Origin of the sequence: Thermogemmatispora sp. (genome assembly GCF_019683755.1) — a bacterium.
Lineage (GTDB): Bacteria > Chloroflexota > Ktedonobacteria > Ktedonobacterales > Ktedonobacteraceae > Thermogemmatispora.
The window spans coordinates 1-5899 of sequence record NZ_JADGHT010000296.1 but is presented as its reverse complement, the minus strand read 5'-3'; the positions used below and the strand labels follow the sequence as shown (position 1 = coordinate 5899).

At 55.4% G+C, this 5899-nt stretch carries 5 protein-coding genes; all 5 read right to left on the bottom strand.

Features of this window, described 5'->3' with window-relative positions; all coding sequences use genetic code 11:
- Positions 1–114: 114 nt before the first annotated feature.
- The 5 genes from IRZ24_RS15790 to IRZ24_RS15770 all read right to left on the bottom strand — a co-directional run bounded on the left by IRZ24_RS15790 (position 115) and on the right by IRZ24_RS15770 (position 5765).
- Positions 115–924, bottom strand: coding sequence for a response regulator transcription factor (locus IRZ24_RS15790; protein WP_297166042.1), 810 nt, complete (start codon positions 922–924; stop codon positions 115–117).
- Positions 925–1253: 329 nt separating this feature from the next.
- Complete coding sequence (locus IRZ24_RS15785) at positions 1254–2621, bottom strand: polysaccharide deacetylase family protein (protein ID WP_297166038.1); 1368 nt, start codon at positions 2619–2621, stop codon at positions 1254–1256.
- Between the two features lie 62 nt (positions 2622–2683).
- On the bottom strand, positions 2684–3709 hold the full coding sequence (locus IRZ24_RS15780; protein WP_297166035.1) for a Gfo/Idh/MocA family oxidoreductase: 1026 nt from the start codon (positions 3707–3709) through the stop codon (positions 2684–2686).
- 340 nt (positions 3710–4049) lie between these two features.
- A complete protein-coding gene (locus tag IRZ24_RS15775) occupies positions 4050–5177 on the bottom strand; it encodes a DegT/DnrJ/EryC1/StrS family aminotransferase (protein WP_297166032.1) in 1128 nt (375 codons plus the stop codon).
- A 207-nt stretch (positions 5178–5384) separates the two neighbouring features.
- On the bottom strand, positions 5385–5765 hold the full coding sequence (locus IRZ24_RS15770; RefSeq protein ID WP_297166031.1) for a hypothetical protein: 381 nt from the start codon (positions 5763–5765) through the stop codon (positions 5385–5387).
- Positions 5766–5899 lie beyond the last annotated feature (134 nt).

Genomic DNA, 5899 nt, shown 5'->3' with positions numbered 1-5899 from the left:
GTAGAAGATTTTGCCTTCCAGGAAACGCTCAACTCTTTAGTATTAAAACACAACGATCTGCTAATTTACAACTACTCAATTGAAGTATTTTGAAAAGCAGTAACTTGTCAATAATTACTGTTCATCCCTTGCTTGAGGTCCCTCAAATGGAGTATGTGAGGCGGCTTGGGTACGATTACTGGCCCCGAGCTTGCGCAGGATGTGTTGGACATGCTTACCGACTGTGTAGGGGGAGATCGAGAGCCGGGCGGCGATCTGCTTATTGCTCAGGCCGAGTCGCAGCAGCCGCAGAATCTTCTGCTCCTGCGCCGTTAAATGGGGCCAGGCTGTTGGCCTGTGCGACTCTCCATAAAGGGTCTCTGGCTGGAGCTGAGAAGGATCTATCTGGGCCTCCACGGTAGGGGGCTGCGAGGGGCGAATGGTGGAGGTATGGGCGGACAGGGTAGCGGCCAAGCGATAGCATTCCCATACCAGTAGGCGAATAGCCACGCCAGCCACATAGGGGACTAAAGCCAACTCACCTCTACGCAATCCTTGCAGACAGGCGAGCACCTGATGGCCGGGCGTATCCTTAGTCAGGTAACCGCTGGCCCCATTGAGCAGGGCCTGCAAGAGCAACTCATTATTGATGCCAGAGGCCAAGAGAACCACATGGGGAGGGGAAGGAGATTCATTCAGGCGGCGTGTCAACTCAATACAATCCCCATCTGATAACGCACAGTCAATCAGAACAGTGTCAACGGTAGTCTTGGTCGCAGCATCCAGCAATGCAGTGCAGGAATTCACCTCTGCCAACACTTCAAACTCCTCACAGGTCTCTAGCAGACTGTGCAGTCCGCGACAGAAAATATCTGCCTCGTGAGCGATAATGACGCGCTGGGTTGTGCTATAAAAGGGCAGCAGCTGTCTTTCTTGAGACGGCATAGACCTATCCTTTTCCTGGTGGTTCTCACACACGCCATTTTGTTAACCCCCTAAGTATGGACGTGATAGATTGGCATTTTTTACAGATGAAGCAGATAGTAGGTACTATTACTAACTTAAGAACCAAGAACGTCAGACAATATCAGCATATAGTACTCTCTGCCGATCTGTTGGATTAATTAGGGCAAAAACTATATGAAGATGCTGATAAGGAAAAAACATTATGCGCCAGTGGCGCTGAGGTCATATGAGTCAGGTCTGCTTCTAGTGGGCTGCGTTTCTCTCGCCCGCTCCATTTCCTCACCCTGCAATGGCCGTGAGTCGCTATCTCAGTGCTTGGGACGGCTAGCGCGAGCAACTTCAATGATGCGCAAAAAGAAATCCTGGATAGTTACCGAATCGATATCGCTGCTGATCGCCAAGGCAGCCCGATAGGGGGCTGGCCAGGGTGCAAACGAGAGCAGCGGGGCTGACAGCGCTTCGAGCTGAGCAACAAGCTGGCGGCGCTGTGCTCGCTGCTGAGCCGGTGTCGTTCCCAGGCCATCGGGCAGATCCAGAAAGAGGCTATAGTCTGAAGCCTTCTCGCCGCTAGCCCGAGTCACGGCATAGCCCTGTTCTTGGAGAAAGGCCATCACGGCTGGGGGAGTAGCGGGAGAGAGGGCGACCGCCGGGCAGCTCGCGGCCTCAACAAGCCACTCCTGGCGCTGCAGTCCTTCTCTTGTGATACTCTGATCCTCTTTAGCCGCGAGTTCTCCAGAGCGGGCCAGCACCGTCAGATATTTGGTTTGCACCTGGGCGCGCGGAGAGCTGAGCAAGCAAACGCGCCAGCGCTGAGGACCTGCGGCACTGATCTCAAAGCGGAAGGCACAGCGCTGGCGCCACCAGTGGGCGATCTCTTCCAGGCGGGCGATCCAGACGGGTTCCGGCTGACTCGTTGCATAGTCAAGCAAGCTGCGAAGTGCTGCTTGACAGAGCAAGCCCCGCTCAGGGTGAAGATTGAGGGTATAGAGTCCTCCCAGTGCGTAGATACGTGCCATTATCGTTGACCAGATGGCAGCGATGCGCCCAGGCTCAGTAATGCGCAGGCGATCGAAGAGCATCTCGTCATCTGGGATACTTGTAGGGAGGCGAACTAAAGGTCCTTCGCAGTGTGGCCGCAGGTCATAAATGCTTGGCGGCACCGCCTGAAACAGGCGTAGGGATTTCTCGTAGCCGCGGCACAACCGCGGTGGGAACGCCTTCAGGTCGATCACGTCGTGAATCACAGCTTCATTGCTCTCGTAGGTGAGGCCCAGCGAAGCAAAGATCTCCAGCGCCTCTTCTGTCCAACCGAGATAGGGATTGCGGAAGCCAGCAAAAGGGATGTGGTTCTGCCTGAAGACAGCGATTGCCAGGCGTGTTTGCTCTTCCTGCTGCTGGTGCGTCAGCGTACGATAATCATTGTGGACATAGCCATGAATCCCGACTTCTGCGCCGCTGGAAGCGATCTGGCGCAACAGAGAAACATGGCGGCGCAACACTGCGGCAGGGATAAAGAAAGTGGGGTAAGCGCCATAGTGACGCAGAGTAGCGACAAGTGTCTGCAAAGCCCGGGCAGTCCGCCGCTCTGTGAGGCCGAAGCGAGCGAAGACAGTCCAGAGGCGGCGCAGAAAATTATGCGCTCCCTTGGAGCGCAGAGAAAAGGCCACCAGATTCATAGCGACTTGCCTTCCCTCCCTGAACTGAAATCCAGTGCCCGAGGGTGAAAAACGTCTAGTCATCAACGGGCAAAGCTAGCTGGCTGACTGATCAGTCTGGCTTCTTGGCGTGTCTGATGTTCAAGCTCCTGCTGAGCTGCCGCCAGGATGCGAACGACTTCCAGGCCGACCAGTCCATGAGCGCGGGGCTGTGTCCCTGTACGGATCGCATTAGCGAAATCCTCGCATTCCAAGCGCAATGGTTCGATCCAATCGATATGAGGAATAGTAATTTCACCGTTACGATAAGAAATAACGGGATCAGCATGCACATCGGCCCCCTTGTTATAGATCTTGAGCATCTCAGCCGGATTCGTATCATCGTAGACTGCCATGCGCTGATCGCCGATAATGGTCACGCGACGAATTTTACAGGGATGGAGCCAGCTTACATGAACGTGGGCTGTCATGCCGCTGGCAAACGTTAAATCCAGATGTGCAATATCGGGAATATGCGGTTGCAGATGGGCATGGGCCTGGACGCGCACCTCTGTTGGTTTTTCATCGAGCAGATAAAGCAAAATTGAGATATCGTGGGGGGCGAGATCCCAAATGACATTGGTATCCTGACGGAAGAGGCCCAGATTCACGCGAATGGCTTCGAAGCAGTAGATCTTGCCCAAATCATTATTGCGGATCAGCTTGCGCAACTCATTGACTGCTGGACTGTATTCGAAAGTATGGCCGACCATTAAGATGCGTTGCCGCTGCTGAGCCAGACTAACCAGCTCCTCAGCTTCTGCCACACTGGTGGTCAAGGGTTTTTCGACGAGTACGTGCTTATCATGCTCAAGGGCGGCACGGGCAAAAGCATAGTGGGTACTGACTGGCGTTGCCACAACGATGGCGTCCACCTCGGAGCGATAGGCCTCCTCAACGGAGGTAGTAAAGCGAGCCCAGGGGTGATGACGCAGAGAAGGAGAGAACTGGCAAGCAGGATTGCTGTCAACAATCAAGGTTACGCTAGCATAAGGGAGCGACTCAAGGTTACGCGCCAAGCGGGGACCCCAATAGCCCCAGCCGATGATGGCGAAGCGCAGGGTTTCCATGACAATCTACCTCCTCCGTTTCCATTTCTGTTGTCAAAGCTCTGCTATTATCTCAAGGGGCCAACAGCAGGCTGCAAGGGGTCAAAGCTGCCGCCAGATGGGACCGGGACCCCTGAAGCGCTGCGCGGCTCGCAGGCTGCCAGCGGCAGCCCAGTAGCGCACCCCGGCGCACGGATCGGATCAGATCGGATGGCAAACACCTTCAGTAGCAGGCTCATCCCGACTGCCATTCCAGGCCGCTCTAGCCCTCTGCAGAGACCTGTCTCAAGAGCGTGACGATAGCCGCCTCGCGGGTTGGGACCTTGTGTCCAAACAAGCAAGCGAGTAGATACCAGATCACTCAAGGATGGGCAGGCGCAGCACCAGATTGCTTGAGACTGCTGCTCACCGTCTCCACGATATAGCTCAGCTGCTGCTCGGAGAGTTCTGGATACATGGGTAATGACAGAATGCGTGTGGCGCAGGCCTCGGTATGTGGAAGAGCACCGCGTTGATAGCCGAGGTAGGCGCAGGCGGGCTGGAGGTGCAAAGGGACCGGATAGTGAATGCCTGAACTAATGCCGGCTTCCTGCAAGAGGCGCCGGAGCTGCTCGCGCTCCTCGACCTGGATCACATAGTAGCAATAGACATGAGTGGCCCAGGGGCGCACCGTAGGCAGGGCGGCAACAATGCCGCGCAAGTGCTCGCTATAGAACTGTGCGTGGGCCTGACGGGCAGCGTTCCAGTGCTCCAGATGGCGCAATTTCACGAGCAGGATGGCAGCCTGTAGCTCATCGAGGCGGGCATTACTGCCCAGCAGCTCATGATGATAGCGGATGCGAGAGCCATGATCGCGCAGCATACGTAAACGTTCGGCCAAGCTGGCATCGTTGGTCACACAGATACCAGCCTCGCCATAGGCGCCCAGATTCTTACTGCAATAAAGGCTGAAGCAGCCAATATCGCCAAGGCTGCCGACACGGCGACCCCGATACAGAGCGCCATGCGCCTGGGAAGCATCTTCGATAATGCGCAGGCCGGCGCGGCGGGCGATGGCTAGCAGCGGCTCCATTTCAGCGGGGTGGCCATAAAGATGCACTGGTAACAGGGCCCGTGTACGGGGGGTTAAGGCCGCGTTAACCTGCTCGGGATCGATCGTATAGGTCTGAGGATCGATATCGACAAAGACCGGCTTGGCTCCGACCTGGGCGATGGCCTCGACAGTCGCCACAAAAGTATTGGCCACTGTGATCACCTCATCGCCTGGGCCGATGCCGCAGGCGCGCAAAGCTAATGTCAGGGCATCGGTGCCCGATGAGACCCCAATGCCATAGCGACAGCCGCAGTAAGAGGCGAAAGCCTCCTCAAAAGCAGAGGTGTGCGGCCCAAGGAACAGCTCCATATCGTTCAGAACCTTATCCAGGCTAGTACGAATCTCTTCCTTGATGATCTGATACTGCGCCTGCAGGTCCACGAGTGGTATGCGCATAAAAAGCCACCTCCTGAGTGCGCCGTATTGCGGCTAACGCCGCGCTTGGCTACATGGCAGTCTGCCTGTGAGTAGCTGACTGCCATGCCTGCCTCTTAAGGAGCACAATAGCACTCGCGGGTTTTTGCCTGATGCTCATATTGGTTGAAATGCGGTGATGCCTGGAGAAAAGCATAAGATGGGGGCCTGCGCTCGATCTCCCTGCTCTCATGAAAAGAGGGAAAGCTGTGACAGTGTCCTGATCTGGTAGGGGGGCAAAAAATCAGTGGGGTGTATACTCAGGCTGAGGCGCCGCTGGTCGCGTTCAAGGCGCTTAATCGCTAAGCGCAGCGATGATGGGGGAACAAGCACGGGAAAGACTGTGCAGGTGGTGATCTCTTCAAGGAGGGTATAGAAAGCAGCGTCACCTGGACGGGCCAGCGCCACGGTAGCGACGCCCTGGGCAGCGCCAATCACCAGGCACTGATAGCGTTTAGCCACAGAGAGAGGCAACCATCGACGATAGCGCACCGGGACATACTTAAGTGAGGGAAGGCGTGGGAGTGGTCCTCTGCGTACAAGATAGGCCATCTCTTTCAATGTCCCCATGCTGACAGTGCTTTCTTCACCGTGTGAAAACTTGCGAAGATTAAATGTGTTTTCTATATCTTTTTCTGTTTTATTTCCTTTTATTTTCACCTCCAAGCTATAGCAGACAGATTGGCTGCCCAAGATGTATATAC

Coding starts and splice junctions, on each gene's coding strand:
- IRZ24_RS15775 (WP_297166032.1), bottom strand. CDS start 5,177: ATGCGCATACCACTCGTGGACCTGCAGGCGCAGTATCAGATCATCAAG.
- IRZ24_RS15770 (WP_297166031.1), bottom strand. CDS start 5,765: ATGGGGACATTGAAAGAGATGGCCTATCTTGTACGCAGAGGACCACTC.
- IRZ24_RS15790 (WP_297166042.1), bottom strand. CDS start 924: ATGCCGTCTCAAGAAAGACAGCTGCTGCCCTTTTATAGCACAACCCAG.
- IRZ24_RS15785 (WP_297166038.1), bottom strand. CDS start 2,621: ATGAATCTGGTGGCCTTTTCTCTGCGCTCCAAGGGAGCGCATAATTTT.
- IRZ24_RS15780 (WP_297166035.1), bottom strand. CDS start 3,709: ATGGAAACCCTGCGCTTCGCCATCATCGGCTGGGGCTATTGGGGTCCC.